This is a genomic window from Actinomadura chokoriensis, from assembly GCF_039529475.1.
GTDB classification, from domain to species: Bacteria; Actinomycetota; Actinomycetes; order Streptosporangiales; family Streptosporangiaceae; genus Spirillospora; species Spirillospora bangladeshensis.
On sequence record NZ_BAAAMW010000006.1, the window covers coordinates 1 to 24,913 of the forward strand.

Sequence of the window (24,913 nt, forward strand, 5' to 3'; positions counted from 1 at the left end):
AAGATCGCGGTGCGCTCGCGCAAGCAGGGCGTGAACGCCAAGGGCGCGTGCATCCGCGGCAGGCCCGCCTCGGCGGCGGCGAGCGCGGCGGCGGTGCCGCCGTCGAGCAGGCGCCGCAGCAGCGCCGCGTCCCGCTCCTCCCGCTCCGGTCCGGCCCCCGCCGCCCGCCGTGCCTCCCGGTGCGCCCGGATCAGCCGGGTCCGGACGGCCTCGGCCCAGTCGTCGTAGAGCTCCCGCGCGTCCAGCAGCAGCCCGTCCCCGACGCCCTCGGCGGCGGCGAGCTCCCGGGCCCGCGACCAGATCGCGCGCTCGGCGACGTGGATCGCGCTCAGCACCGCCTCCACCGGCACGCCCTGCCGCGCGCGGGTCACGCCGAGCTCGGCGACGAACGCCAGCTCCGCCTCGGTCGGCCCGCGCCGCGCCGCGATCGCCCGGGTCGCCGCGGCGAGCAGCGCGCGGGTGTGCCCGGCGATGTCGGCGGGCGGCAGGACGGACACCTCCCGCACCAGGGAGGTCACCCCGGCGACCACGGACGGCAGCAGGTCCTCCTCGCGGGAGATCCGCTCGATGAGGTCGATCAGCGGCGACCAGTCGGCGTCCTTCTGCTCCATGGCCCGATTGTGGTGCGCCACAACCTCGACCGCCAAACGCGTGGCCTCCTCCATGTTCGCGGGCGGCGGCGGTCCTTAGGGTTGGAGGCCACCACAAGCCGACAGCCGTGAATCCGACGCCGTCTCCGGGAGCGCGCCCATGACCTCTGCCCGCCGTGTCGCCGTGATCGGCGCCGGGCCCGCCGGCCTCGCCGCCGGGAAGGCCCTGCGCGACGCGGGCGCGGACGCCGTGCTCTACGAGCGGGGCGACCGCCCCGGCGGGCTGTGGGCGCGGGGGAGCGGGCAGTCGCCCGCGTACGCGTCCCTGCACCTCAACACCAGCAAGGGGCGCACCGAGTTCGCCGACTTCCCGATGCCCCGGCACTGGCCCGACTACCCGTCCGCCGACATGGTCGCCGGATACCTGGCGGACTACGCGGAGCGCTTCGGTGTCGTCCCGCACATCCGCTTCAACAGCCCGGTGGCGTCCGTGGAGCGCGACGGCCGGTGGACGGTCACCACCGAGTCCGGCGACGCCGAGCGCTACGACGCCGTCGTGGTCGCCAACGGCCACAACTGGGACCCGCGGTGGCCCGACCCGGCGCCGCCCGGCGACTTCGCCGGCGCGCGGATGCACGCGCACGGCTACCGCGACGCCGAGGTCTTCCGCGGGAAGCGGGTCCTCGTCGTCGGCATGGGGAACTCGGCCATGGACATCGCCGTGGACGCCTCCCACGTCGCGTGCGGCCCGGTGCTGCTGTCGGCGCGGCGCGGCGTCCACATCGTCCCGAAGTACCTGTTCGGACGGCCGTCCGACGCGACCGGCGGCGCCCTCGCCGCGCTGCCGTGGCGGATCAGGCAGCGCGTCGCCGAGACGATGCTGCGGCTCGCCGTCGGCCGCCCGCAGGACTACGGCCTGCCGGCGCCGTCCGGCGGCCTGTTCCAGAACCATCCGACGATCAGCGACACGATCCTGCACCGGCTGACGCACGGCGAGGTCGAGGCACGGCCCGGCATCCGCCGCTTCGACGGCGGGGAGGTCGTGTTCACCGACGGCACCGCCGATCCCGTCGACCTGGTCGTCTGGGCGACCGGCTACCGGGTCAGCATCCCGTTCCTGTCGCGCGACCTGGTCGGCGACGACCCCGAGCGGCTCCCGCTGTTCAAGCGCGTCTTCCATCTGGACGACCCGAGCCTGGCCTTCGTCGGGCTGATGCAGTCGACGGGCGCGGCGCTGCCGATCGTGGAGGCCCAGGCCAAGCTCGCGGCGGCCTACTTCTCCGGCGCCTACGCGCTGCCGGCCCCGGCGGAGCGGCGGCGGGACACCGCCCGCGCGCTGCGCGCCGCGACCGCGCGGTGGGGCGACCGGCGGCCCATGATGCGGGTCGACTTCGACCGGTATGTTGCGGATCTGCCCCGCGAGCTGGCGGCGGGCCGGGCCCGGCTCGTGCGGGGCGGCGCCCCGCCGTTCACCCCGGCACACCGAGAGGAGACCGCGGCATGAGCACCCCCCGCCCGTCCGGCGGCCGCGACCCCCGCGGCATGCGGGTGATCGTCACCGGCGCGTCCGGGACGTTCGGCCGTGCGATCGGCACCCGGCTGACCGGCCTCGGCGCGCACGTCGTCGGCCTCGACGTCGAGCCCCGGCCGGACGACCCGTTCGACGTCCTCGCCTGCGACATCACCGACGACGACGCCGTCCCGGCGGCCGTCGCGGCGGCGGTCGAGCGGCTCGGCGGCCTCGACCTGCTGGTCAACAACGCCGGGATCGGCGGCCCCGCCCCGGCCGAGCTGCCGCCCGGCGAGGAGGTGCGCCGCCAGCTCGACATCAACCTGCTCGGCGCCTGGCGGACGACGGCGGCGTGCGTGGACGCCCTGGTCGAGTCGCGGGGCCGGGTCGTGATGCTGTCGTCCCGCATGGCCGTGATGCAGCTGCCGCTGGCCGCCGCGTACGGCGCGTCCAAGCGGGCGCTGGTGGCGTACGCGGACGCGCTGCGCATGGAGATCGGCACCCACGTCGGCGTGACGTGCGTGTACCCGTCGGCGGTGCGGAGCCCGATCCACGACTCCACCGCGGCGGCCGGCCTCTCCCTGGAGGGGATGAGCCGCTACGAGCCGCTCGACGGGGTGGTGGACGCGGTCCTGTTCGCCGCCCTGTCCCGCCGCCCCCGCCGGGACGTGACGACGACCCGGCGCGGCGCCGTCGAGTTCTTCCTCGCCCGGCACCTGCCCGCGCTGACCGACCGGATCGTCGCCCGCACGTTCGGCGCGCGGCTGCGCTCGGGCGCCTTCGCGGGCGCCGAACTGGCGGCCGGCGCCGTGCGCCGCCACGCGGGGCGCGGGTGAGCACCGCCGCGTCGGCGCGGACCGGCACCGGCGCCCGGCCGCGCGCGCTCGACCTCACCGGCTACGCCGCCGGCTCGCTCGGCATGGGCGTGTGGGTCACCGTCCCCGGCCTGCTGCTCCTGTACTTCATGACCCACACGCTCGGGGTCTCGCCGTTCCTCGCCGGCCTCACGCTGCTGCTGCCGAAGATCATCGACGCGGTCGCGCATCCGCTGTTCGGGACGCTCTCGGACCGGCAGGCCCGCCGCGCCGGGCACCGGCGCGGGATGCTGCGCTGGGGGCTGCTGCTGGCCTTCGCCTGGATCGGGCTGTTCTCGGTGCCGTCCGGCGTCTCCGGATGGTCGGCGGCGCTGTGGGTCGGCGGCTTCTACATCGCCGGGAACGTCCTGTACGCGTGCTTCCAGGTGCCGTACCTGACGACGCCGTCCGACCTGCGGATCGGCTACCACGAGCGCACCCGCGTGTTCATGTACCGCATGCTGCTGCTCACCGTCGGCCTGCTCGGCGCCGGGGTCGCGGCCCCGGCGCTGGTGTCGTCGGGGGAGCGCGGGGACTACGCGCGGATGTCGGTGCTGCTCGCCGGCGTGCTCGTCGCCACCGGCGCGGTCGCGGTCGTCTTCGTCCGGCGGCTCACCGACCGGTGCGGATTCCGGGTGCCGGACGGGGACGGCGGCCCCGCGGCCGGCGCGTCCGTCCTCGCCGACGTCAGGATCGCCTGGCGGGACCGGGACTTCCGCACGCTCGCCCTCTCCTACCTGTTCACGAGCGTCACGACGCACCTGTTCCTCGCCGCGGTGCCCTTCTACACCGAGTACATGCTGGACGACGAGGGCCTGACCGCGGTGCTCATGGGCGCCTTCCTCGTCCCCGCCGCCGTCGCCGGGCCGGTGTGGAAGAAGGTGTCGCAGCGGACCGGCAAGCAGCGCGCCCTGCTGGTGTGCCAGGGCGCGTTCGTCCTCGGCCCGCTCGCCCTGTGGCCCGGCGACGCGATGGGCCTGCCCGCGACCGTCGCGGTGATCGCCGTGCTGGGCACCGCCTTCGCCGGCCTCCAGCTGTTCGCGTTCTCGCTCGTCCCGGACGTGGTGGCCGCCGCCGAGTCGCGCGGGACGGCGCGCGCGGGCGCCTACACCGGCGTGTGGACCGCCACCGACGCGACCGGCACGGCCATCGGCCCGTACGTGTACTCCGCCGCCCTCGCCATCGGCGGTTTCGTCTCCACCACCGACGGCCGGGCCATCGTCCAGTCGGACTCGGCGCTGCTGGCGATCCTCGTCGGCGTCACCGCCGTCCCCGCCGCGCTGATGGCGGTCGCCGTGGCGTTCCAGGCCCGCTTCTCCCTCGACCGCGCGCACGCGCCGGCCGGGTAGCCGCCCGTCAGGCCCACGCCGCCTTGGCGAGGATCGTGTCGAGGCCGGGCGTGTTCCACTCGTCCAGGATGAGGAGCCTCGGCTCCGCCAGGTACCAGTACCGCTGGACGTAGGTCACCCCGGCGGGCTGGAACTGCCTGGCGCCGCTCCAGAAGACGCAGTTGAGGCGCCATTCGCGGTACTGCGCCCGCCGTGTCCCGACGGCGGCGGTCCCCGTGCGGGCGGGCTTCTCCCGGTCGGCCTCGGTGCCGATGCCGTTGAGGTCGCCCCGGCGCGGGCAGGCGCGGAACGCCTCGGTCTCCGGCCCCCAGGGGCCGGTCGGGGCGAACCCGCGCCAGCCGGTCGTCGCGTCGTTGTGCCACGGCTCGCCGATCACCAGGAATCCCGGGCAGTTGTTCTGGTAGACCCTGGCGTTCCGCCCTCCGGGCGGGGTGGCGCCCTGCGTCTGCGGGGAGCACGCACCGGGGGTGCTCACCCAGTAGTTGCCCTTGGGGTCGCCCGGTAGGTCCGTCAGCTCGGTGCGCCGCCACTCCACCGGGACCGTGACCGAGAGCCCGCCGAACGACATCCGCTGCCCCGGCGGCGACGGCGTGGCCGCGACGGCGGCCTCGCCGCCGTCGGGACGGGTCGCGGCGTAGACGCCGACACCGGCGGCGGCGGTGCCCGCGACGGCGGCGCCCGCGATCGCGACACCCGCCTTGCCGCCGACCGCGGACAGGAAGCCGCCCGAGCCGCCCGCCGCGCCGCTCGTCCCCGCGGCAGTCCCGGCGCCCGTCCCGGCGGCCGTGCCGGCGCCCGCCGCCACGGCTCCGGCGCCCGCTCCGGCCGGGACCAGGCCGGCGGCGGCGAGGGGGAACAGCGCGGCGAGCGCGACCGCCGCGAGGGCCAGGGCGCGCACGCCGCGCCGCTCCCAGTCCGGGCCGTACGCCTGGACGGCGATGCGGTCGAGCTCGCCCACGAAGTGCGCCGCGCTCGGCGGCCGGTAGGCGGGCTCCTTGGACATCCCCTGCAGGACGAGCGCGCGCAGCGGCTCCGGGACGTTCTCCGCCGGGACGGGCGCGGTGGCGTGCAGCCCCATCAGCGCGAGCCGGTCGTCCGCGCGGTAGGGCCGCTCACCGGTCACGCACTCGTAGAAGACGCAGGTGGCGGCGTAGACGTCGGTGGCCGGGGCGGCGGGCTCGCCGCGCCACTGCTCGGGCGCCATGTAGACGGGGGTGCCCGACCGGTCGCCCTCGCCCGTCCACACGGCGATGCCGAAGTCGATGAGCTTGCTGAGGCCGTCCGCGCGGACGACGACGTTGGCGGGCTTGTAGTCGCGGTGGACGACCCCGGCGGCGTGCGCGGCGGCCAGCCCCCGCAGCGAGCCCTTCAGCACCAGCAGCGCCGCCTCGGGGCCGAGGGCGCCGTGCTCGGCCAGCACCCGCTTCAGCGAGACGCCCTCGACCGCCTCCATGATCAGCGCCGCGCCGTCCTCGTGCTCCACCAGCCGGTAGAGCCGCGCCACGTGCGGGTCGTCGACGCGGCCGAGCATCCGGGCCTCGTTGCGGAAGGCGTCCTTGGCCTCGGGGGCGGCGCCGGCGGGCAGGTACTTGATCGCGACCGGGGTTCCGGACGTGCCGTGCCGGGCCAGCGCCACCCGGCCCTGCGCCCCGCGGCCGAGCTCGCGCACCTCGTCGAATTCCGAAACCCGCCACTCCGCCACCGGCCACCCCTCGGGTCCGACCTGAAAGATCCACCCATCTGACGCAGCGCGCCCGCGGATGGTTTGGTCATTCCCGCGACGTCATGACGCCTCTCGCGGTGAACGCCACGTCCGGTTCGGGGTGGGCGCGCAGGGCGCGCAGCAGCGCACGCCACTCGGCGGGCCAGCCCGCGCGGGGGGCGTGGCCGCCGGTGAGCGCGGCGGCGAACAGGCCGCCGGCGAGGTCGCCCCGCGCGGCCAGCCGCTCGGCGTGCGGAAGCACGTCCTCGGGATCCGGCGCGTCGTGCGGGATGGCGGCGTACCCGGGGTGGTCGTCCCAGTCCTCGCCGGCCCAGGGGACGAACGCCTCGGCGACCCGCCGGACGGCCAGGGCGCCGCCCGCGCAGCGCCCGGCGAGGGCGTCCAGGGCCTCGCCGACGCCTGGCCCGTCCCAGCGGAACGTCGCGGCTGCCAGCTCGCAGGCGAGGACGCCGGGGAGGCGGCCGTCCAGCGCGGCGACGGCGTCCCCGGCCGAGTCGCGGTCCCGGCCCGCCGCGTCGCGGACCGCGCCGACCAGCGCGGACAGCCGCTGGTACGCGGGCAGATCCCGTTCCGGATCGGCGCTCGGCTCGTCGGGGGCGGCGGCCAGCCGGGCCGCGACCGCGCCCAGCTCCGCAGCGCCGAAGCCCGCCGTGACGCAGCCGACGAGCGCGTCCAGGGCCTGCCGCCAGCCGCTCGTCGCGCCGAGGTCGCCGACGAGCGCGGCGACCGCCGCCGGGGCGTCCGGCGCCCATCGCGCCCACAGCGGGACGGCCGGCAACGCCGCCGCCCGCGCCTCGGCGTCGGCCGAGCGCGCCACCCGCACGACGAGCGAGGCGTAGAAGCCGCGGAACCGCTCCTCGACCGCCCGGGGCGGTGTGCCGAGCACCTGCCGGGCGAGATCACGCGGGCCGTCCGCGGCCTCGGCGAGGATGCGCCGCGCGGCGTCCTCGGCCAGGTGCGGGCGGACCGCCGAGACGATCGCGGCGCGGACGTCCCGGTGCTGGCAGGGGTCGTCCCAGGCGGCGGTGACGAGGTCCTGTGCGCCCGGCACCCGGTTGCCCAGCAGGATGCGCAGCGCCTCCTTGCGGGAGGTGATCTTGCCGTCGCGGAGGGCGGGGCCGAGCAGCGCCGCCAGCTCCGCAGGACGGACGAACCGGGCCGCGCGGGTCATCGCGTACATGGCGACGTGCGCGTGGTCCGTGCCGGCGTGCGCGAGCAGGTCGGGCAGGACGGCCCGCGGTGACGCCGTCCACGCTGCGGCCGTCAGCGCGGCCCGGCGGAGGGAGTCGTCGGCGGAGTCGAGGTAGGGACGCAGCCGGGCGGCGCCCGCGCCGGGGACCGTGCCGATGGCCGCGACCGCGCTCGCCCGCGCCGCGTCCGGCTGCTCGTCGTCGCCCGCCACCCGGTCGAGCAGGTCGAGGTAGGCGGCGCGCTGCCGGGACGTCCAGCGGCGCATCCAGGACGCCTCCACGCGCGGGACGTAGGTGACGTCGGCGCGCTGGAACCGTCCCGGCGCGGTGCTCCCGGTGAGCACGAGATGCAGCAGGTCGGTGCGCTCGCGGGCGATCACGGCCAGGACGGCTTGGACGGCGACGGCCGACGCGTCCTTCGCCAGCACCCGCTCGACACGTCCGGCGCGGGCGCCGGGAGGCGCGAGCCACAGCTCGATCGCCTGCCGCAGCACGGCGTCGCCGCGCGCGTCGAGGGCCGCCTCCAGTGCGTCCTGCAGACGTGGGACGCCGTGCGCGCGGCGGCCGAGCGCCCGCACGAGCAGCAGCGCGAGCCGGTGGTCGTCGCGGCGCGCGGCGGCGTCGAGGTGGGGCGCGAGCGCGTCGGCGAGCCGGTGCTCCTGGCCGTGCCGCAGGACCCGGTCGAGGCGTCCGAGGTAGAGGGTCCCGGTGTCGCCGACCAGCCGCTCGACCAGCTCCAGCCCGGCCAGGAGCAGGCCGGCGTCGTCGCGGATCGCGCCCTGCCGGCAGAACGCGGTCGCGATCCGCCCGAGCGCGTGCCGGGTCATGTACGAGCAGTCGCGGGCGGCCAGCGCGTCGCCGGCGAACCGCCCGACGACCGGCGCGTGCTCGCCGCGCAGCAGGCCCTCCGGGACGTCCGCCAGGGCGTTCAGCGCCGAGTACCGGACGGGGTCCTGCTCGTTGCGGAGCCGGACGAGCGACTCCAGGGCCGTGGTCAGCGTGCCGGGATCGCGGGTGCGGCCCGCGCAGGCGATGAACAGCGCGTATCCGGTGGCGCGGTCGTCGGCGTCCGGGCGCCGGATGAGCCGGTCGAGGACCGGCAGCGCCTCCGCGTACGGCAGGAACGCGGTGGTGCTCCAGTAGCGCGCGGGCGTCTCGGCGATCCGCCGCAGCCGCAGCATCCGGCGCGCCTCCCGGATCCGGACCGCGTGCGGCAGGACGTCCAGGAGCGACTCGTCCAGCTCGGCGGCCGACAGGTCGACGCCGCGCGTCGCCGCCTCGAAGACGCGCTCCCGGCGGGACGGCGGGAACGCCTTCAGCAGCAGGCGGAGCGCACCGTCGTCGCCGCGGACGGCGCGGGCCGCCGGCTCAAGGTCGTCGTCGCCGAGCTTCGCCATCCGGTCCCGGACCGACCGGCGCCGCAGCAGCCGGCCGAGGGCTCCCCGGTACCGCTCGGAGGTCAGCAGCCGGAGCATCCGGACCGGTTCGGCGTCCAGCAGCAGCCCCGCCTTCGCCTCCAGCGCGATCGGCAGGCCGCGGCCCTCCGGGAACCGCTCCAGCAGCCCGATCACGCGCCCCGGGTCGTGCGCCGCCGCCGCGGCGACGCCGGGCCCGTGCCAGGCCCACCAGCTCGCGCGGACCGGGCCGGAGGAGTCCGCGAGCCGCCGCTCCGCGTGGTCCAGCAGCACGCCGGGATGGGAGCGGCCGACGGCCGCCCAGTTCGGGACGGCGCCCGCGACCGCGTCGATCCGCTCCGCCGCGACCCCGGTGCTGCACGCGGGCAGCAGCGCGGCGGCCTCCGCCGCGCCCCAGCGGTCGGCGACCGGCCCGACGAGCGCGTCCGCCAGATCGGTGCGCCGCCACTTCCGCACGGCGCCGTAGACCGCGGACCGGATCGCGGCGGGCGCGTCGCCGAGGGCCGTGAGGAACGGCTCCGGGCCGGTCGCGTAACGGACGGCCGACCGGATCGCCGAGGCCGCGATGTCCGCGTCCGTGTCGCCGACGGCGCGGACGATGTGGGCGAGCGATGCCTCGTCCCGGACGGACGCGGCGATGAACAGCGCCAGGGACCGCTCGTAGTGGCCGCGCTCCGCCAGGACGCCGAGCAGCGCCACGAGCTCCGGCGTGCCCGCGGCGCGGCGCAGGTCCGCCAGCCGGCTGCAGCGCTCCCCGAACGGCAGCGGTTCGACGTCGGCCAGGAGATCATCAGCACGCATGGCGCGCATCCTTGCGGATCCGCCGCCCGACTTCATGCGATTTACGGCGGTCCGGGCCTAGGCCCCGGCCCGCGGTCACCGGTCGCCGCGCGCCTCGCCCGGCTCCGGTTCGTCTGGGCGGGACGCGGTGATCTGGTCGGCCAGCATGCGGACGCGGGGCTCGTGCTCGTCGTAGCCGACGACGACCGGGGGCTCGTTGTACGGCATCGTGTCGGACGAGCGGCGCAGCTTCACGTACTGGCCGCAGGCGTCGATCGCGTACGGCTCCATGTCGTCCTGCAGGGCGCCGATCACCGTGATGCCGTGCGTCTCGCCGATCTTGCGGAACAGCGCGACGGCCTCCTTGCGGTGCTCCTTGCCGAGGTTGCGGCCCAGCTCGTCCAGGACCAGGCAGAGGCGGCCGCCGCCGGAGCTCGCGAGCGCCGCCGCGCACACGAGCTTGACGGCCTTCTCGTCCATGAGGGCGGTGTTGGCGCGCCGGTTGTAGGGGACGTACCGCTGCCCGTCCGAGCGGCGCCACTTCGGCGTGACCCGCCAGCGCCACTCCTGCTCCGGGTCGCCCGGCTGCTCGGGGGTCGGGAACTCCAGGGTCGCGCCGTAGCCGCCGTAGGCGACGTCCAGCTTCTCGAACTCCTCGGCGACGCGCTGGAGGCGGGCGCGGATCGCGGCGGTCAGCGCGGTGCGGTGCGCCTCGGCCGCGCCCGCCGCCTCCGTCGCGCCCTTCTGCGCCTTCTCCAGGTCGGTGCGGCGCCCCGACAGCTGCACCTCGATCTGCCGGCGCTGGTGCTTCTCGTAGTCCTCCTGCCGGCGCAGATGCCCGTCGAGGGCCTGCGCGAGGCGGGCGAACGTCGCCTGCTCGCGGTCGGTGCGGCGGCCCTCGCCCTCGGCGCGCTCGCGCAGCAGGAACCGGATCTCCTCCGGCATGTCCTCGTCGGACGGGCCGTCGGGGAACACGCGGCGCAGCGCCTCCGACAGGTGCTTCTCGGCGGTGTGCCACCACTCGGCGGGCGTCCAGGTGGCCTCGTCGTCGTCCAGGGCGCCCAGCCACTCGGCGGCGGCCTCGCGGGAGCCGCCCCAGCCCTTCTCCAGGTCGTCGAGGCCGAGCGCGGCGCGCTTGTCGGCCAGGTCGGCGGACGCCCGGCGGACCCTGGCGCGCTCCCGGTCGTGCGCGTCCTTGTGGCCGCGCAGCCGGTCGGTCTCCAGCGCGCGGGTGTCGGCCTTGGCCTGGAGGCGGCGCAGTGCCTGCTCCGCCGACCCGAGCCGCGGACCGAGCCGGGACTCTCCGCTCGCCAGCTCCTCCAGGCTCTCGCGGAGCTCCGCCATGCGCTCGCGGACCTCGTCCAGCTCCTCGGCGGCGCGGGCGCCGGCGAGCCGCCGCCCGGCGAGCGCCACGTCGGCGGCGGCGTCCGACGTCGCCTGCCGGGCGCGGTCGAGCGCCTCCTGCGCGGCCTCCAGCGCCGTGCGCGCCGCCTGGACGCGGGCGACGCGCCCGGTGACGGGTTCGGCGAAGCCGCCGATGACGACCGTCCCGGTGCCGTCGCCGGTGCCGTCGCCGTCGAGGGCCGTGAGGAAGCGTCCCAGCGCGAGTTCGCAGCTCACGCCCTCGGGCAGGCCGTCGCCCCCCGCCGGGACGATCATGGAGCCGGGCATGCCCGCGAGGGCGCGCACGGCCGCGTCGAGATCACCGGCGCCGACGACGACGGCCTCCCGGTACGGCCACAGGGCCGCCTCCCAGCGCGCCCGGACGTCCTCGGCCAGCTCGACCGCGTCCAGCAGGCCGACCGCCGCGATGCCCTGCGCGGCCAGCGCGCGGATCTGCTCCGGCGCGCTGCCCTCACCGGCCTCCGCCTCGGCCAGGGACCGCTCCGCGCGCGCGACGGCGCCCCTCGCCATCCCGAACTCCTGCTGGGCCTCGTCGCGGCGCGCCTCGGCCTCCTTCAGCTCGGCCCGGGCGGCGTCGCCGTCCCGTCCGTCGGACTCGCGCCGCCGCTCCTCCAGTGCCGACATCTGGCGGCGCAGCTCGTCCATGCGGTTGCGGGCGACGGCCTTGTCGGCGCTGAGCTGGCCGGCCTGCCCCTTCAGCTCGGCGAGCGCCGCCTGCGCCTCCTGGAGCCGGGCGTCCAGCGCGCCGCCGGTGAGCTGCTCGATCTCCCGCTCCGCCGCCCTCGCGGACTCCGCCAGCTCCTCGCCCTCCCGGTGCAGCCGCTCCTGCTCGGCGGCGTGCGCGGCGTCGGCCTCGGCCGCGTCCACGAGCAGGCGGGCCTGCCGCGTCCGCCAGTGCCGCAGCGCCGCCGCCACCTCGTCCCGCGCCCGGTCCCGGCGGTCGAACGTCTTCAGCAGGCTCGCCGCCTCCCGCTCCCACTCGGCGAGCCGCTCGGTCGCCTCCGCCGCCTTGGCGCGCTCCCGGTGCTCCTCGGCGCGGGATCTGCGCTCGGCCTCCAGCTCGCGGTCGAGGCCCGTCAGCGCCGCGATCGCGCTGAAGATGCGCTCCGGGCTGATCTCGTTCAGCGGCTGCGACAGCAGGTTCGTCGCGACCTTCGACCGCACCGAGGTGGACAGGAACGACACGCACCTGACCTGCCCGCCGTACAGGACGCGGCCCAGGTCCTTCGCGACGAGGTCGCGGCGCCCCGCGCTGCGCGGGAGGCTCGCCCACAGCCGGTCGGCGAGCGCCACCCGGTCGGCCTCGGACGGCGCCGACGCCAGGTACACGCCCTGCCGCCACCGGATCTCCAGGTGCGGCGCGTCCGCGTTCACCCGCAGCCAGACGGTCACCGCCCCGCCGTCCTCCACCGGCTCGGCGTGGTCGAAGACGCCGACGATGTACCCGTGGTCGGCGCTCGCCCACTGGCTGTCGCCCTGCGCCGCCAGCTCCGCGTTGAACAGCAGTTCCGCGACCGCCCGCGCGCCCGACGCGAACCGCCACTGCTCGTCCCCGAGCAGCGCCGTGATCGCCGCGATGAACGACGACTTGCCCGCGCCGTTGGAGTCCTTCGGCCCCTGCCCGGCCACCACGATCAGCGTCCCCGGGACGGTCGGCACCGGATGCGTCGACAGCCGCGAGATGTTCACCGCCTGCACGGCCACGAGCGTCCGGTCGCCGACGACGTTCTCGGTGCCGCGCAGGGTGTCGCGCGCGGTCGGCAACGGTTCGGTGACGGCCGTCATGTGCTCTCCCCCCGTCCCCGCCGCCGGGCCCGGATCGCCGCGGCGAGCGGCGAGTCCGGCCCCGCGGCCAGGATCAGCTCCTCCTGAAGCCGCCTGCGGGCGGCATCGGTCAGCCGGTGGAACTGCGGCCCCGGCACGAACCCGCCGGCGTCGTCCGCGCCCGCCTTCACCTGCGCCACCAGGCCCGCCAGCCGCAGCCGCCGCAGCGACGCCTCCAGCTCGGTGACCGGGAGCTGCGTGCGGCGGCGCAGCTCGTCCAGCGGCGTGGGATGCGGCGACACCCACGTGTCGTCCTCCAGCAGCCCGGCCGCGCGCGGGATCGCCACCGAATGGATCAGGACCAGCGTCAGCACCGCCCGCTCCCGCACGGGCAGGACGCACGCGGGGTCCGCGGCCAGCTCCTCGGCGACCTCGTCCCGGTAGCCGGACGTCCACCGCGTCTGCTCCGACCGGACGAGCGTCCGCCCGCTGAGCGCGAGCATCCCCTCGACCGTCCGCCGCAGCGCCGGCTCGCGCAGTGCCGCGAACCGCACCTCCGGCACGGGCTCGGCCGCGTGCTCGACCGCCATGTAGGCCGCGACCAGCTCGGCCCGCCGCCGCTCGTCATACGACCGCAGCAGCCCCTCGAACAGCTCGCTCACCCCGCGCCCTCCTCGGCCGCGTCGCCGCCGCCGGGTTCGGGGAGGCGGTGGAGGAGGTCGCGGAGGGACGCCAGGGAGCCCTCCGGCCAGAGCGCGACGCGGGGGCCGGGACGCAGGGTGCCCGCGGGCTCGTCCAGGAGCAGCCAGCCGGTGTCGTGCAGGCGGCGCAGCTCACCGGTGGCCCAGCGGCGGGACAGGTCGCCGTCACCGCGCGACATGTCCGCGTAGACGTCCAGGGCGTCCGCGACGGCGGCGGGGGAGCCCGGCCAGGGGGCGTCGTCCAGGCGCGTCCAGCAGCAGCGCAGCGCGGCGGCGAGGACGCGGCGGGCCCGGCCCGCGCGGTCCAGCGGCATGGGGGCGGTCTCGTACTCCTCCAGCAGCGCGGGCGTCGCGCCGTCCGGCCATGCGGGCAGCAGCCACACGCGGTCGCCGTCCGTCGCGGCGACCGTGCCCGGCGGCACCGGGTCGGCCGCGGGCATGGACGGGCCGCCCAGCAGCCGCGCGCGTGCGCGGGCCAGCACGTGCGGGTCGACGCTCATGCGCCCGTCCTCTCGAACCAGCCGGGCGACACCCACGTCGGGGAGCCCTCGGGGCGCACGGCCAGGCCGTCCGACCAGACCAGCCGGTAGGGGAGTTCGGGGTGCAGGTGCGCCGAGGAGAGGTCGGCGAGCATGCGGCGGGCCGCCGCCCAGTCCCGCGCGAGGACGTCCTCGACCGCGACCCGGTCCCGGCCGCGCAGGATCTGCTCGGCGATGTCGCGGAGCCGCTCCAGCGCCGCCGTGTCCGACCCGGTGTCGCCCGAGAGGCCCGAGTCGGGCACCGACGGGCGCGGCGGCGCCGGACGCGGCGGGGTCGCGCGCGGCCCGTCCTCCACGGCCGTCACCACCGCCGACGGCTCGTGCCACGGGGCCGCCGCGTCGAACACGAACCCGTCCAGGACGGCGGCGAGCTCCTCCCGCGACGCGGTCCGCGTGAACGTGCGCCACGTCTCGGGCGGCAGCAGCGTCAGGTTGCGGGTGGTGCCCGCCGAGTCCGACAGGCGCGCCGCGGCGCGGCGGGACGCGTCGCCGTAGGCGTAGATGGCGGCGCGCAGGTCGGTGCAGGTCCGGTCGAGCTGCGGCCACCGCCGCAGGATCGCGCCGTGCAGCCGCTCGGCGCGCAGCAGGATCTCCTCCGTCCCCCACAGCTTCGGCGCCTGCTCGCGCAGCTCCTCGATCGTCCCGTTCGTCAGCGTGACCAGCTCGACGCTCCACAGCCGGAACGCGCGCGCGAGCCCGTCCGCGCCGTCCCGCGCCTGCTCGGGCGTCATGCGCGGGTCGGCGACGTTGAGCTGCTCCAGCGCCAGCAGCCGGTGCATCTCGCTCTGGCCGCCGTCCAGCATCATCCGGCGGACGAACATCAGCCCGACCACGCTCGTGAACGACGCCCGGTACCGCAGCTGGTTCGGCTTCGGGAACACCTCCCGGACCGCGCCGAGCCCCTTCAGCACCCGCAGCCGGTTCTCGAACACCTCCGCCGGGTACCGCCGGCACACGTACCGCATCTGCTCGCGGCTCAGCCCGTCCTCGCCCGCGTCGGCGAACGCCGCGAGCAGCGTCTCGGCGACGTCCACCAGCTCCGGGTCGTCGACGACGGCCCCGCTGTCGCGGGCCAGCGCCGCGAACATCTGCCGGTACACGCCCAGCACCGCCTCGCCGACCAGGACGTCGTCCAGGCTGGCCGCGGCACTCTCGGAGGAGGGGGACACGGCGCACTACGCTACGACCCCCGCGCGTCCAACGCAGAATCGAAGGACCGGTCCGGCCGGCCCGCACCGCCGGCCGCGGCTCCCGGGACCGGTCGGCCGCGCCTTTGCGGAATGGCCGGACGGCCAGTCAATTGAGCGCCGCCGGGAAAGTCGTCATCATCGTTCTCGATGGTGGTTCTCTTATTCGAAGAGGCCGCCGGAAGGCCATCGTACGTGTGCGCGGACGGTGGCCTTCCGTATTTCCGGGACGGGCGGCCGCCGTCGCACCGGTCAATTGCCGAGGCGGCGGACGCGCCGTCATCATCGGTGCCGACGGCGGCGCTCCATGTGGAGAACGGCCGCCGCGACCGAGCCCCCGGCATTTGCCGCCGGGGGCTTTCGCGTCCCCGCCCGGAGAACCCCCCGGAAGGCCGCGTCCGGCGCGCGACGCCCGGATCGACCCATGACCGATCGGGCGCCCCCGGCACGCGGCCTTCCGGGGCCCCGCACGACAAGGAAGGAGAGCACTTTGGCGATCGCCTTCGACGCCGCCGGGGCGGCCGTGCCGCCCGGCGACGCCCCGGTGGCGGCGGTGTTCCCCGACGCCGAGGCCCTCGTCGGGGACTACCTGACGGCACGGCCGGAGCTGACGGGCGTGCCGGTCGGGCCGGTCCTGCCGGTCGGCAACGACGGGACCCAGCCCGCCGTGGTGCTGATCCGCGACGGCGGCGCGTACCGCGAGTACGCGGTGCTGGACGAGGCCCAGGTCCGCATCGAGACCTACGGGCCGGGCCCGACCGCCGCGCATGAGCTGATGCGGCGCGTCCGGGCCCTGCTGGCGGGGCTCCCGGAGACCTCGATCCCCGGCTCGGTCGTCACCGACGTCACCGAGGAGGCGGGGCTGCGGGGCCTGCGCCGCCTCACCGACCGCAACCAACCCGAACGCACCCGCTACGCCCTCAATGTTCGGCTGCTCATCCGGCTGCAATAGCAGCGGACGCTAAGGAGAGAGAAATGGCAGGAATCAACGCGACCGAGATCCGCGTCGCCGGCACCGGCCGGGTGCTGATCGCGCCCAAGAACACCGACATGGCGGTTCCCGGAACGGCGCTGGGCGCCGAATGGAAGGACCTCGGCTACACCACGAACGACGGCATCAAGTTCACCAAGAAGGACAAGCTCGACCCGGTGGACTCGTGGCAGAGCGTGGCCGCGGTCCGGTTCGTGCAGAGCGACAGGGACCTGACGGTCAAGTTCCAGCTCATCCAGATCAACGCGGACACGCTGCCGTTCGTCATGGGGTCGGGCGACACCGCCCTCACCCCCGACGTCGACGGCGTCCTGCGGTACGACATGTCGGCCACGCCGGTGCCGGTCGAGTTCGCGCTGGGCCTGGAGTTCTCCGACGGCGAGACCCTCACCCGGTTCTACGTCCCGCGCGGCGTGGTCACCGACATGGACGAGGTGCAGTTCGCCAAGAACACCCCCGTCAAGCTCGGCGTCACCATCAACGCCATCGCCTCGGACGCCGCCACGCCCAAGCCGCTGGCCAGCTGGATGACGAAGTGACGGGCCGCTACAGCGTCAACGCCGCCCGCGCGCAGCGGCTGGAGGCGCTGGGCCAGCGCTGGGAGTTCGAGATCGACGGCGAGGGCTACTCGCTCTCCACCGAGTTGCCGCACAAGATCGTCAAGCGGCTCGCCGACCTCGACCCGTCCGACGTGGCCGGCATGCTGGAGCTGCTGCTCGGCGAGGAGCAGTACGAGCGCTTCCAGCGGCACGAGGTCAGCGTGCAGGACGTCCAGGCGCTGGTGGAGGCGTACGGGCGGGACTCGGGGATGTTCCCGGGGGAAGGATCGGCCTCGACGAGCTCCTGACCGAGCACGCCGAGGCGATCGAGGCCGACCTGCTCCGCTACTACGGGGTCGATCTCCTCGATCACCACCGCGGCACGCTTTCCGCGCGGCGGGTGCTGGCACTCATCCGGCACCTGCCGCGCGACAGCGCGCTCGCCCGCGCCCTCCACGGCGAGGAGGCGACCTGGGGCGTGGGCGAGCACCTGCTCGCCACGGTGGTCGATCATCTGGCGATCGGCAACTGGCTGTTCACCTGCGCCCACAGCGAGTCGGAGCCCCCGCGTCCCGAACCGGTGCCCCGCCCCGGGACGCAGCCGGAGGAGCCGGGGGAGAACGAGGCGACGGGGAACCCGAGCCCACAGGAGCTGGCGATCTTCTTCGCGGCTCTGTGACCGGACCGTACGTCGATGGGCGTCGTCTTCGGCGGGGTCAGTCGACGGCCGAGTCGCGCAGGCGGCCGAGGACGCGTTCCCAGCGTTCGACCCGGCGGCGGCGGCCCGCCCGCCCCGCCGGCGGGCGTCCGGCCTCGACGGCGAGCACGATCACGCGCAGGTCGTCGCCGACGTCCAGCACGGCGGAGTCGAACAGTTCGTGCTCGGTGAGTTCGTCGAGGATGCGCGTGGGCAGCCGGTCGGCCCACGGCGCGTCGGCCGGGGACGGGGCCGCGGGAGGCGCGATCTCCCGCGGCTGGTCCCCGGCGAGGAGGGTCTCGAAGGAACCGGGCGCCCAGCGCAGCGCCAGCTCGACCAGCGGCCACTTCGTCGGCCGGCCGCCGATGCGGCCGGCCTCGATGTTGCGGATCGTCGTCTCGGACACACCCGCGGCCGTCGCAAGGTCGCGCTGGCGCATCCCGAGGTGGACCCGCCGGGTGGCCACGGCCTCACCCACGGTCGCGTGACGTTGCATGGGCATCGCCTCATTCTGTCGCAGCCGGTCGTCAATGCGCCGGGCGGACACATCGCTGCCCCCGGCGAGTACCGATACTGCCGGTCAGGCCGGTGAGCTGCACGGACTATCCAGGGTTTACCGCCGAGATCATTTCGTAGTGTGATCTTTCTCATAGAGAGCGTGAAAAGTTAACCTACCTGCACGCATGACTGTTGCCTTAATTTGACGTCATGAAACATCAGAGATTCGTCCATATCGACGGTGGAGCGTTGCGGAGTCTGCGCAACCAGCGTCAACTCAGGCAGGTGGACGTCGCGGCGCTGGCCGGCGTGGACACCTCCTACCTCTGCATGCTGGAGACCGGTCGGCGGAACCGGGTGTCCCGGGAGGTCGCCGACCGCATCGCGGCGGCGTTGCGGGTCGATCTGCCGTCAATAACCAACATAGACCGTCAAGACGTTGCGTAAGAGGGGAGCGCGGGTGCGCACGAGAGCACAGTGTCGTCCTCGCACCGGGCGTCCGGCGGCTCCGAGGGAGCCGCGCGCCGGCATCCGGCGGGCCCGCCGGCGGCGGGCCCGGATCGCGGGGGAGGAACCGTGAACCTGGACTTCTCCGCCGCCTGGCACGCGTCGGCGGCCTGCCGCGGCGCAGACCCGGACGCGTTCTTCGTCCGCCCGTCCGACCGGGCCGGGGTCGCCGCCGCCAAGCGCATCTGCGCCGGCTGCCCGGTCCGCGAGGAGTGCCTGCGCTACGCCGTCGCCGACGAGGCCCTGGAGGGCATCTGGGGCGGCACCACCGACCGTGAGCGGACGGCCGCCCGGCTCCGCACACGACTCACCCGCGACCTGTTCACCACCACCGCATAAACCCGCGCCGGGGACCGCGCGAACCCGCGGTCCCCGGCGCCTGCCCGACCCGCCCTGAGGAGCCTCATGTTTCCTTGCCCCGGTCCGTGCAACCGGCCGTCACGTCACCGCAACCCGTCGGCGCCGCGGCCGGTGAGCGCCGGCGAGCCGGTGTGGTGCCGCCCCTGTCAGTCGCTGCTGCGCGCGCGCCTCGTCGAGCTGGACGACCTCGCGGCCAAGGTCGGCGCCGCGCTGGACGAGCGGCGGCCGGGGCCGGGGGAGAAGGTGTCGGGCTCCCGCACCCGGCCCTCTCCGTCCGCCGCGGTCGACGACCTGGACGAGCTGCTGCACACGCTGCTGGGCTGGGAGGACGCCTACCGGGAGGCGCGCGGCCTGCCGCCCCGTCCCCGCCGGGGCCGCTACGCGCCGACCCTCGCGGGCACCGTCGCCTGGCTGGCCCACCACCTCGACGGGATCCTGAGCTTCGACGGCGCGGCCGACTTCGGCCGCGAGGTGCTCGACCTGCACCGGCGGCTGCGCTCCCGCACCCGCACCGCGCCGCCGCGCCGCGCCGCCGTGCCGTGCCCGCAGTGCGACCTGATGACGCTCGCGCACGGCGCGGATGCCGACGAGGTTCGCTGCGCCGCCTGCGACTGGACCGCGCCCGCCCCGGCGCAGCCCACCCGGCGGAGGGTGTCATGACCGACCTGACCCGCAACTTCCTGTCCGTGCCGCAGGCCGCCGAGCGCGTCGGCGTCGGCGTCCCGGCGGTCCGCCAGTGGATCAGCCGCGGCCATCTGCCCGTCGTGCGGATCGGCCGCCGGGTCTTCGTCCGCGAACTGGACCTCCTCATCGCCGAACGCGACACCCGCCGCCGCGGCGGCAGACGCACCCCGGCCGGATCACCCGGCCCTTCCGACACCCGACACCAATCGTGAGGTGAACAAGATGGCGAGATATCGCTTCGGCGGCGGCATCGCCGACTACGTGGTAGGCCGCGGCGACGGCGGGGAACTGCGCCTGGAGGCGAACGCCCCGGTAACGTTCTGGTCGGCCGCCGCCGCCGGCCAGCAGTACCTGGACCTGCTGGACGCAACGGGCACCGCGATTCCGGGCGGCATCGTGACCGCCGACGACAACGGAGCCATCCCCATCATCAGCCAGGGTCCCGAAGGCGTGCGGGCGATGTGGGCGTCGGCGTCCTCCGACGGCTCCGGGCCGCGGCGGCTGATCCTCGCCAGCGACGTCGACGGGCAGCTCGACGGCCTCGACATGCGGCTGGCCGCGCTGGAGGAGAAGCTGCTCGGCGTCGGCCGGCTGTCGGCCGGCGCCCTGGAGCCGGTGACGCCCCAGGACGGCGACGTCTGGTTCGACACCTCGGCCGGGGACTCCACCGGGCCCGTCGCCTTCCGGGCGTCGTCATCGATCTTCAACCCGGGCTCGACGGCCGGGACGACCTGCCCCCTGCCGGGCGGTGTCCAGCCCGGCGACATGATGCTGCTCGCCATGTCCGCCGACGTTGGCGGCGGCGACTATCTGAAGACGCCCCCACCAGGCTGGACGCCCCTGGCCACCCCCGGCGGCATCGGCCAGGGCGACACGCTCGCCGGGTACTGGTACCGGGTCTACGAGGCGGGCGACGAGTCCCCGCCGGTGACGCTCAGCAACCCGCGCCTGTGCACGATGGTGATCGCCGTGTACGGCGGCGCCGCGACGTCTCCGGACGCGATCGGCACCGCGGGCACCCGAGCCGGCCGCACCAACATCACCACCGCGCCGTCCATCACCACCACGGTGGACGACTGCGTCGTCGTCGGCCTCTTCCTGGAGAAGGGCACGACGACCGCCACCGTGACCGACCCGCCGGGAACCGTCCGCCGGCACTTCGAGCTGTCCCAGGGCACGGCGAAGGCGCCGTCCATCCTGGTCGTCGACTTCCCGCAGGCCGCCGCAGGCAGCACGGGCGACAAGTCCGCGGCCTACTTCGACGGCTCGGGCGCGGTGTCCGACCCCGACAACGGCAGCGGGCTCCTCGTGGCCCTCAAGCGGCGATGAGCGTCCACCACGCGTGGGTAGGGGCGCCCACGCCGACCTCGATGCGCCTGTCCACCCGCACGTCCGGCACCGCCTCGCTCCGCTGGGCGGTCTCGACGACCCAGGACCTCACGGCCCCGCTCTACTCGGCACCGGTCGTCCCGGACGCCGAAGGACTCGCCAAGCACGTGATCACGGGCCTGGCGCCCGGCACCCCCTACTACTACGGCCTGGAGGCGGACGGCACCCTCCTGGCCGACCCGCTCTCCCGCGGCCGCTTCACCACCGCACCCCCCGACGGCGCGGAGGCGCCGATCCGCTTCTGGTTCGCCGGCGACCGCCGCACGGACTCCGACCACCCGGTCTACGAGGCGATCCTCGCCCGCGACCCGATGTTCGGCCTGTTCCTGGGCGACCTCGGCTACAACGACCCCCAGACGGAAGAGGTCACACGCTACCTGTGGCGGACGTCCCTGGCACAACCCCGATTCTCCCGCCTGGTCCGCGAATGCCCGACCCTCTACACCTACGACCAGCACGACTTCTGCGGCAACGGCTCATGGTCGGGCTCGCCGAACGCGGCCGCCGCCCACCGCTACGCCCGCGACTACCCGGCCACCTACCCGCTGCCGGCCACGGGCCTCTACTGCACCTGGCGGATCGGCCGCTGCCGCTTCGTCCAGCTGGACACCCGCACCCTGCGCAGCGACCCGTCCCTGCCGGACGGGGCGGACAAGAGCGTGCTCGGCGCGGCCCAGAGGCAGTGGTTCAAGGACCTGCTCGCCGCCTCGACCGAGCCGCTGATCTTCGTCCTCCTGTCGTTCCCGCACCGCCCGGGCGCCCCCGACCGCTGGGGCTCCTACGCCACCGAGTTCGCCGACCTGAACGCCTTTATCGCGAGCATCCCCGGCCTGGCCGGCCGCATGGTGTGGCTGTCGGCCGACATGCACACCCTCGCCGCCGACGACGGCTCGCACAGCCCGAACGGCTCGGTACAACTGGTAGGCGCGGCCCTAGACCAGACCGGTTTCCAAGGTACCGGCGGCCTGTACTTCAACCCCGAGTCCTGGAGCCACGGCTGGGTCCCCAACCCAGAAGGCACCGGCCAATACGGCTGGGCGGAGATCACCGACGAGGGCTCAAGCATCACCCTCGCCTTCACCGGCTACGACCACACCGGCACCGCGCTCATCACCCTGACCAAGACATTCGGCGACCTACTCCCAGGCCCCCTCCCCGGATCCGCCACCAAGGTCCGCCAAAACGACAAATGGTCGGCAGCACACCCCCAGGTCTACACAAACGGCCAATGGCACCCCGCCCCCCGCCGCGACCGCCACGCCGGCCAGTGGCACTGACGGCCCTGGTAGCACGCCGGAGGCCCGCGGGATAAAGCCATGGACGCCGGCACGGCCCCGGGGCCGCTCAGCCGGGCATCAGGGCAACATAGGCCGAATACCCCAGCAGCAGCCCGCCGAGCACGTAGATGACGTTCGACGTGATCATTGCCCGATCCCACCGCGCAATGCGGACCTCCAGCTCGACCGGGGCCTCGCCGGACGGCTTGGGAGATGTCTCGGCATTGATCAACGCCGAGACGGAGACTCGACCACGAATGATGTCCAGTGGTTCGAGGAGAGTCCTCGTTGCGCCCCAGAAGAGGTCGGCCGACAGGACGACGAACACGATGGTGAAGGCGGCGAGGGCGAGCGCCGTCCTGGTGCCGGACGTGCCCGGCGTCCCGATATCGAGGACCGTGTCGACGAACGCTATTGCCCACGCCCCGAGCGGTATGAGGCGGTGCATCTGATGGCCCTCGAATAGTTCGTGCCTCGGATATTCGCAGAAGCTGCGGAGATAGGCCGACAGGCCGAGGGCCGCGAGGAACAGAAAGACCGACGCAATCCCGCCGGCCACCTGAGTCCCTTGAGCGGTCGTGCAGTCGGCGTACTTGCCGCCGCAGTTGACGGTGTCGCGGATGGCGAACTGGAGCCCCATGCCGGCCCAGACCGCCGACACGGCGAAACCGGCCGTCCCCGCCCAGTACGTCCAGATCGTCGACAGCCGCAGGGCGTCGGGGGAGGTGCGGAAACTCGTCACGTGACTCTTCTCGCTCGATCGAGGCGCCGATCGCCCGGTGCAAGGACTTTTACCATGCCGAACGGCCGCACGGAAGTGAGATCCGTCGTTCATCGCGATGGCGGCCCCTCGCCGGGGCGCAGCAATATCACTCGAGAAGAAGCCTTGGTCGAATCCTGAATCACTTGGTCGGCTCCGGAGGGATATATGGGACCCACGCCTGAACCTTCGCTGGAACAACGGGTTGCGAGCCTAGAGAGTGCCGCGAAAGACAAGACTGCATCACATAAAGAAGAGGGTACCGGTCTCAAGTTGGAGGCGGTCGCGCTCTCGGCAATGATTGGCGCGATCAGTGGTGACTTCAAGCTTATCAAAGCTGATTTCGCGCTTTTTGATGTGTCAGATTATCTGCGCAAGCTATCAGTCAATCACTGGCGGGAGAGGAAGCGACAACTTCAGACCAGTGAGGGACTGGAGGCGCTGGGACGCCGTGATTACGAGAAAGCTCTGAAGGCTCGCGAGGATGCGGAAAATTCCCGGAGAAAGGCCGGGGAACATCAGAACCCAACACGTCATCTGAGGAACGCGAGTCAGGCCGATGCTGAAGCGATAGCGCTGCTGGAGAGGGCTAACAGACGCCTGGAGGCGGCCGCGAATATGGCCGAGAAGAGCATCGAAGAAGTGATTGAGGACATAGTCAGACTCAAGGAAGAACTGAGGGAGACCTGACGCGGTGGTTCGTGTGCTCACTGGCACAGAGGCGAATCGCATCGTGAAACTGCGGGGCTCCTCATGGGAAGGGACTTTCTGTGGCTGAGTTGCTGGCGAGAACCGCGACGGGGCTCAACAAGATCAAGGTATCCGCGCAGGGCGCCGCCCAGGCGATGGGGCGGCTGCAGTCGTCCACCGCGCGGACGACCGCCGCGCTGTCGGGAGTCCAGGCCAAGGCCGGGCAGACGGCCGCGGCGGCGACACGGATCAGGGCGCAGGCGACGCCGGCGGCCTCGGCCATCGGGCGGCTCGGCACCCAGGCCAGAAGTGCCTCGGGCGGGCTGACGAGCTTCCAGCGGCAGGCCGCGCAGAGCGGCAGGTCGTTGGCACCGTTGCAGCGGGAACTGACGAGCGCCGGGACCGAGGCGACCAAGTCGGGGAAGAAGATCGGAACCGCGTCCAAGGGGCTCAAGGGGATCGGGCCGGCTGGGAAGATCGCGGGGAAGGGCCTCAAGGGGGTCGGGGCCGGGTTCAAGTCGGCGCTCGGGCCGGCCGGGCTCATTCTGATGCTGCTGACACCCTTCATCGAAAAGCTCATCGAGACGGTCACGCGGTCGAAGAAGTTCAAGAAGGCCGTCGAGGTGGCGATGAAGGGGGTCTCCAAGGCGATCGGGTGGGTCTCCAAGGTCGTCAAGCAGGTCTTCGGCTGGGTCAAGAAGAACTGGAAGAAGCTGCTGCCGCTGCTGCTCGGGCCGTTCGGGGCCGTGATCGCCGGGGTGCTGATCTTCCGCAAGCAGATCACCGCGGGGATCAAGTGGGTGATCAACTGGGTCAAGAAGAACTGGAAGCTGCTGCTGGCGATCCTCACCGGGCCGTTCGGGCTGACCATCGCGTTCGTCATCAAGTTCCGCAAGCGGATCGGCAGCGCGATCGGCGCGGCGATCGGCTGGATCAAGGGGAACTGGCAGCGGCTGCTCGGGATCCTGGTCCGGCCGTTCACCGCGGGAGCGTCCGCGGTCGCGCGGGTCTTCAGCCGGATCGTGTCCTTCGCCCGCGGGCTGCCGGGGCGGATCCGGGGGGCCATCGGCTCGGTCGGCTCCGTGCTGGTCGGCAAGGGCCGCGACCTCATCAGCGGGTTCATCAACGGGATCAGGTCCCGGGCCGGCGCGATCATCTCGACGATCAAGAACTTCGTCACCGACAAGATCCCCGGGTTCGTCAAGAACGCGCTCGGGATCCGGTCTCCCTCGACGGTGATGATGGGCCTCGGCCGGAACGTCAGCGAGGGCATGGCGCAGGGCATCGAGGACGGCGGCCGGAACGTCGCCGACGCGATGGACGCCCTGGTGGCGGTGCCGCGGACCGGCGCGGTGGGGACCGGCGCGTCTTTGTCCTCGCTCGGGCGGCGGGGTGAGGCGGCGCAGCGCCGGTACGAGTTCCACTTCCACGGGCCCGTCACGGACCCGGAGGAGACCAGCCGTCAGTTCGCTTCCCGGCTGCGCGAATGGGAAGTGCTCAACGCCGCGAGTTAGG

General features: G+C 74.2%; 24 protein-coding genes. 15 read left to right on the forward strand and 9 right to left on the reverse strand.

Annotated features, from left to right (window positions below; genetic code table 11):
• Positions 1–611 (reverse strand): RsbRD N-terminal domain-containing protein (locus ABFX46_RS15275; protein ID WP_487046966.1); only part of this gene is annotated, 611 nt, incomplete at its 3' end.
• Positions 612–750: 139 nt separating this feature from the next.
• Between ABFX46_RS15275 and ABFX46_RS15280 the strand changes: the two genes are divergently transcribed.
• Genes ABFX46_RS15280 through ABFX46_RS15290 form a run of 3 tightly spaced genes read left to right on the forward strand, consistent with a single transcriptional unit; the run spans position 751 to position 4,303 of the window.
• The gene (locus ABFX46_RS15280; RefSeq protein WP_346042732.1) at positions 751–2,094 is read left to right on the forward strand and encodes a flavin-containing monooxygenase; all 1,344 of its coding nucleotides are present in this window, start codon (positions 751–753) and stop codon (positions 2,092–2,094) included.
• Positions 2,091–2,936, forward strand: a complete 846-nt coding sequence (locus ABFX46_RS15285; protein WP_346042734.1) for an SDR family NAD(P)-dependent oxidoreductase — start codon at positions 2,091–2,093, stop codon at positions 2,934–2,936. Before ABFX46_RS15280 ends, ABFX46_RS15285 begins: the two co-directional genes overlap by 4 nt.
• Positions 2,933–4,303, forward strand: coding sequence for an MFS transporter (locus ABFX46_RS15290; RefSeq protein ID WP_346042735.1), 1,371 nt, complete (start codon positions 2,933–2,935; stop codon positions 4,301–4,303). Before ABFX46_RS15285 ends, ABFX46_RS15290 begins: the two co-directional genes overlap by 4 nt.
• A 7-nt stretch (positions 4,304–4,310) precedes the next feature.
• On the opposite strand, the gene ABFX46_RS15295 is transcribed toward ABFX46_RS15290, so the two are convergent.
• From ABFX46_RS15295 to ABFX46_RS15320, 6 genes are all read right to left on the reverse strand, one after another.
• Positions 4,311–6,005, reverse strand: coding sequence for a serine/threonine-protein kinase (locus ABFX46_RS15295; RefSeq protein ID WP_346042737.1), 1,695 nt, complete (start codon positions 6,003–6,005; stop codon positions 4,311–4,313).
• A 67-nt stretch (positions 6,006–6,072) separates the two neighbouring features.
• On the reverse strand, positions 6,073–9,432 hold the full coding sequence (locus ABFX46_RS15300; RefSeq protein WP_346042739.1) for a hypothetical protein: 3,360 nt from the start codon (positions 9,430–9,432) through the stop codon (positions 6,073–6,075).
• 75 nt (positions 9,433–9,507) lie between these two features.
• On the reverse strand, positions 9,508–12,600 hold the full coding sequence (locus ABFX46_RS15305) for a coiled-coil domain-containing protein (protein ID WP_346042741.1): 3,093 nt from the start codon (positions 12,598–12,600) through the stop codon (positions 9,508–9,510).
• Positions 12,597–13,241, reverse strand: coding sequence for a DprA-like winged helix domain-containing protein (locus tag ABFX46_RS15310; protein ID WP_163060587.1), 645 nt, complete (start codon positions 13,239–13,241; stop codon positions 12,597–12,599). The genes ABFX46_RS15305 and ABFX46_RS15310 overlap by 4 nt, the downstream gene beginning before the upstream one ends.
• Positions 13,238–13,780, reverse strand: a complete 543-nt coding sequence (locus tag ABFX46_RS15315) for a hypothetical protein (protein WP_346042743.1) — start codon at positions 13,778–13,780, stop codon at positions 13,238–13,240. The genes ABFX46_RS15310 and ABFX46_RS15315 overlap by 4 nt, the downstream gene beginning before the upstream one ends.
• Entirely contained in the window at positions 13,777–14,988 is a 1,212-nt protein-coding gene (locus tag ABFX46_RS15320; protein WP_346042744.1) for a hypothetical protein, read from the reverse strand. Before ABFX46_RS15320 ends, ABFX46_RS15315 begins: the two co-directional genes overlap by 4 nt.
• Positions 14,989–15,496: 508 nt before the next feature.
• Between ABFX46_RS15320 and ABFX46_RS15325 the strand changes: the two genes are divergently transcribed.
• From ABFX46_RS15325 to ABFX46_RS15340, 4 genes are all read left to right on the forward strand, one after another.
• A complete protein-coding gene (locus ABFX46_RS15325; protein ID WP_346042746.1) occupies positions 15,497–15,958 on the forward strand; it encodes a gp17 family tail completion protein in 462 nt (153 codons plus the stop codon).
• Between the two features lie 23 nt (positions 15,959–15,981).
• A complete protein-coding gene (locus ABFX46_RS15330; protein ID WP_346042748.1) occupies positions 15,982–16,536 on the forward strand; it encodes a phage tail tube protein in 555 nt (184 codons plus the stop codon).
• On the forward strand, positions 16,533–16,844 hold the full coding sequence (locus ABFX46_RS15335; protein ID WP_346042750.1) for a hypothetical protein: 312 nt from the start codon (positions 16,533–16,535) through the stop codon (positions 16,842–16,844). Before ABFX46_RS15330 ends, ABFX46_RS15335 begins: the two co-directional genes overlap by 4 nt.
• A 92-nt stretch (positions 16,845–16,936) precedes the next feature.
• Positions 16,937–17,215, forward strand: coding sequence for a hypothetical protein (locus ABFX46_RS15340; protein WP_346042752.1), 279 nt, complete (start codon positions 16,937–16,939; stop codon positions 17,213–17,215).
• A gap of 37 nt (positions 17,216–17,252) precedes the next feature.
• Here ABFX46_RS15340 and ABFX46_RS15345 read toward each other — a convergent pair whose 3' ends face one another.
• The gene (locus ABFX46_RS15345) at positions 17,253–17,735 is read right to left on the reverse strand and encodes a helix-turn-helix transcriptional regulator (protein ID WP_346042753.1); all 483 of its coding nucleotides are present in this window, start codon (positions 17,733–17,735) and stop codon (positions 17,253–17,255) included.
• 206 nt (positions 17,736–17,941) lie between these two features.
• On the opposite strand from ABFX46_RS15345, the gene ABFX46_RS15350 reads away from it, so the two are divergent.
• From ABFX46_RS15350 to ABFX46_RS15375, 6 genes are all read left to right on the forward strand, one after another.
• Positions 17,942–18,178 (forward strand): helix-turn-helix domain-containing protein, encoded by a 237-nt coding sequence (locus ABFX46_RS15350; protein ID WP_346042755.1) that lies wholly within the window; start codon positions 17,942–17,944, stop codon positions 18,176–18,178.
• 129 nt (positions 18,179–18,307) lie between these two features.
• Positions 18,308–18,577 carry a WhiB family transcriptional regulator gene (locus ABFX46_RS15355; protein ID WP_346042756.1) on the forward strand — a complete coding sequence of 90 codons (270 nt, stop codon included), beginning with the start codon at positions 18,308–18,310 and terminating at the stop codon, positions 18,575–18,577.
• Positions 18,578–18,709: 132 nt separating this feature from the next.
• Positions 18,710–19,258: a hypothetical protein gene (locus ABFX46_RS15360; protein ID WP_346042757.1), complete on the forward strand. Its 549-nt coding sequence runs from the start codon at positions 18,710–18,712 to the stop codon at positions 19,256–19,258.
• Positions 19,255–19,494: a helix-turn-helix domain-containing protein gene (locus tag ABFX46_RS15365; RefSeq protein WP_346042759.1), complete on the forward strand. Its 240-nt coding sequence runs from the start codon at positions 19,255–19,257 to the stop codon at positions 19,492–19,494. The genes ABFX46_RS15360 and ABFX46_RS15365 overlap by 4 nt, the downstream gene beginning before the upstream one ends.
• 10 nt (positions 19,495–19,504) lie before the next feature.
• Positions 19,505–20,611 (forward strand): hypothetical protein, encoded by a 1,107-nt coding sequence (locus ABFX46_RS15370; protein ID WP_346042761.1) that lies wholly within the window; start codon positions 19,505–19,507, stop codon positions 20,609–20,611.
• Complete coding sequence (locus tag ABFX46_RS15375; protein ID WP_346042762.1) at positions 20,608–21,948, forward strand: alkaline phosphatase D family protein; 1,341 nt, start codon at positions 20,608–20,610, stop codon at positions 21,946–21,948. The genes ABFX46_RS15370 and ABFX46_RS15375 overlap by 4 nt, the downstream gene beginning before the upstream one ends.
• A gap of 67 nt (positions 21,949–22,015) precedes the next feature.
• Here ABFX46_RS15375 and ABFX46_RS15380 read toward each other — a convergent pair whose 3' ends face one another.
• On the reverse strand, positions 22,016–22,690 hold the full coding sequence (locus ABFX46_RS15380; RefSeq protein ID WP_346042763.1) for a hypothetical protein: 675 nt from the start codon (positions 22,688–22,690) through the stop codon (positions 22,016–22,018).
• A gap of 186 nt (positions 22,691–22,876) precedes the next feature.
• On the opposite strand from ABFX46_RS15380, the gene ABFX46_RS15385 reads away from it, so the two are divergent.
• Both ABFX46_RS15385 and ABFX46_RS15390 read left to right on the forward strand, forming a co-directional pair.
• Positions 22,877–23,398: a hypothetical protein gene (locus tag ABFX46_RS15385; RefSeq protein WP_346042765.1), complete on the forward strand. Its 522-nt coding sequence runs from the start codon at positions 22,877–22,879 to the stop codon at positions 23,396–23,398.
• Positions 23,399–23,478: 80 nt separating this feature from the next.
• Complete coding sequence (locus tag ABFX46_RS15390) at positions 23,479–24,912, forward strand: phage tail protein (protein WP_346042766.1); 1,434 nt, start codon at positions 23,479–23,481, stop codon at positions 24,910–24,912.
• The last annotated feature ends 1 nt before the right edge of the window (position 24,913 follow it).

Excerpts from the sequence above, each read along its gene's own strand:
- ABFX46_RS15280 (WP_346042732.1), top strand. The coding sequence starts at position 751 with ATGACCTCTGCCCGCCGTGTCGCCGTGATCGGCGCCGGGCCCGCCGGC.
- ABFX46_RS15285 (WP_346042734.1), top strand. The coding sequence starts at position 2,091 with ATGAGCACCCCCCGCCCGTCCGGCGGCCGCGACCCCCGCGGCATGCGG.
- ABFX46_RS15300 (WP_346042739.1), bottom strand. The coding sequence starts at position 9,432 with ATGCGTGCTGATGATCTCCTGGCCGACGTCGAACCGCTGCCGTTCGGG.
- ABFX46_RS15305 (WP_346042741.1), bottom strand. The coding sequence starts at position 12,600 with ATGACGGCCGTCACCGAACCGTTGCCGACCGCGCGCGACACCCTGCGC.
- ABFX46_RS15315 (WP_346042743.1), bottom strand. The coding sequence starts at position 13,780 with ATGAGCGTCGACCCGCACGTGCTGGCCCGCGCACGCGCGCGGCTGCTG.
- ABFX46_RS15330 (WP_346042748.1), top strand. The coding sequence starts at position 15,982 with ATGGCAGGAATCAACGCGACCGAGATCCGCGTCGCCGGCACCGGCCGG.
- ABFX46_RS15345 (WP_346042753.1), bottom strand. The coding sequence starts at position 17,735 with ATGCCCATGCAACGTCACGCGACCGTGGGTGAGGCCGTGGCCACCCGG.
- ABFX46_RS15350 (WP_346042755.1), top strand. The coding sequence starts at position 17,942 with ATGAAACATCAGAGATTCGTCCATATCGACGGTGGAGCGTTGCGGAGT.
- ABFX46_RS15365 (WP_346042759.1), top strand. The coding sequence starts at position 19,255 with ATGACCGACCTGACCCGCAACTTCCTGTCCGTGCCGCAGGCCGCCGAG.
- ABFX46_RS15370 (WP_346042761.1), top strand. The coding sequence starts at position 19,505 with ATGGCGAGATATCGCTTCGGCGGCGGCATCGCCGACTACGTGGTAGGC.
- ABFX46_RS15375 (WP_346042762.1), top strand. The coding sequence starts at position 20,608 with ATGAGCGTCCACCACGCGTGGGTAGGGGCGCCCACGCCGACCTCGATG.
- ABFX46_RS15385 (WP_346042765.1), top strand. The coding sequence starts at position 22,877 with ATGGGACCCACGCCTGAACCTTCGCTGGAACAACGGGTTGCGAGCCTA.